The 1,592-nt window shown below is 59.6% G+C and carries 1 protein-coding gene; it reads left to right on the forward strand.

All coding sequences use genetic code 11. The features are described from left to right. The first annotated feature begins 213 nt into the window (after positions 1 to 213). Positions 214 to 1,524 (forward strand): ABC transporter substrate-binding protein, encoded by a 1,311-nt coding sequence (locus tag ACE04F_RS21550; RefSeq protein ID WP_486109842.1) that lies wholly within the window; start codon positions 214 to 216, stop codon positions 1,522 to 1,524. Positions 1,525 to 1,592 lie beyond the last annotated feature (68 nt).

Genomic DNA, 1,592 nt, shown 5'->3' on the forward strand with positions numbered 1-1,592 from the left:
GGGCCGCTGCGCGCCCCAGCGGGAGCCCGCCCCCCCGCCACAGTTGGCCCTCTCTCGTCTTCAGTGCAAAAAAGTATCAGTAAAAGTGCGACGAATGATTTGTCATGCAATCCATTGAGGGCTGTAATCAGCGCACATTCTTCCTCTCATCCGGAAGACACAAAAACAATAACTGTCCTTCTGCAGCCCGTGGGCGCGGAATAGGAGTGCGCGATGAAACCTTCGGTAAAAGCTCTGCTTGTCTCCACCTGCATGACCCTCAGCAGCGTCAGTTTCGGCGCGCAAACCCTGACCATTGCCACCGTCAACAACAGCGACATGATCCGCATGCAAAAGCTCTCGAAAACCTTCGAGGCCGAGCATCCGGACATCACGCTGAACTGGGTGGTGCTCGAAGAAAACGTCCTGCGCCAGCGCCTGACCACAGACATCGCCACCCAGGGTGGACAGTTCGACGTGTTGACCATTGGCATGTACGAAGCCGCACTGTGGGGCGCCAAGGGCTGGCTGGAACCGATGAAAGACCTGCCGGCTTCCTACGACCTGGACGACGTGTTCCCTTCCGTACGCGATGGCCTGTCGGTCAAAGGCTCGTTGTACGCCCTGCCGTTCTATGCCGAAAGCTCGATCACCTATTACCGCACGGACCTGTTCAAGAATGCCGGGCTGAGCATGCCCGAGCACCCGACGTGGACCCAGATCGGTGAGTTCGCAGAGAAACTCACCGACAAATCCAAGGAGCAATATGGCCTGTGCCTGCGGGGCAAGGCCGGCTGGGGCGAGAACATGGCGCTGATCACGACCCTGGCCAACGGTTTTGGCGCGCGCTGGTTCGATGAGAAGTGGCAGCCGGAATTCAACGGGCCTGAATGGAAGGATGCGCTGAACTTCTACGTCGACAACATGAAGAAATCCGGCCCGCCGGGCGCTTCCAGCAACGGCTTCAACGAGAACCTGGCCCTGTTCAACAGCGGCAAGTGCGCGGTGTGGGTCGATGCCAGCGTTGCCGGTTCGTTCGTCACGGACAAAACCCAGAGCAAAGTGGCCGATCACGTCGGATTCACCTTCGCCCCCCACGAAAAAACCGAAAAAGGCACCTCGTGGATGTACTCCTGGTCGCTGGCCATCCCGACCAGTTCCAAAGCCAAGGATGCGGCCAAGGTCTTTACCACTTGGGCGACGTCCAAGGAATACGGCCAACTGGTCGCCAAGACCGACGGCATCGCCAACGTACCGCCAGGCACCCGCGCCTCGACCTACAGCGACGAGTACATGAAGGCCGCGCCGTTTGCCAAGGTGACGCTGGAGTCGTTGAAAGTCGCCGACCCGAAAGCCCCGACCCTCAAGCCCGTGCCCTACATCGGCATTCAGTTGGTGACGATTCCTGAATTCCAGGCCATCGGCACCCAGGTCGGCAAGTTCTTCTCCGGCGCGCTGACCGGCCAGCAGAGCGTGGACCAGGCATTGACCGCCGCGCAGTCCACCACCGAACGCGAGATGAAACGCGCCGGGTATCCCAAGTAAATCCAACCGTCATGTGGGAGCGAGCCTGCTCGCGATGAGGCCGTCACATTCAACATCTATGTTGTCGG

Source organism: Pseudomonas sp. AGC41 (genome assembly GCF_057334555.1).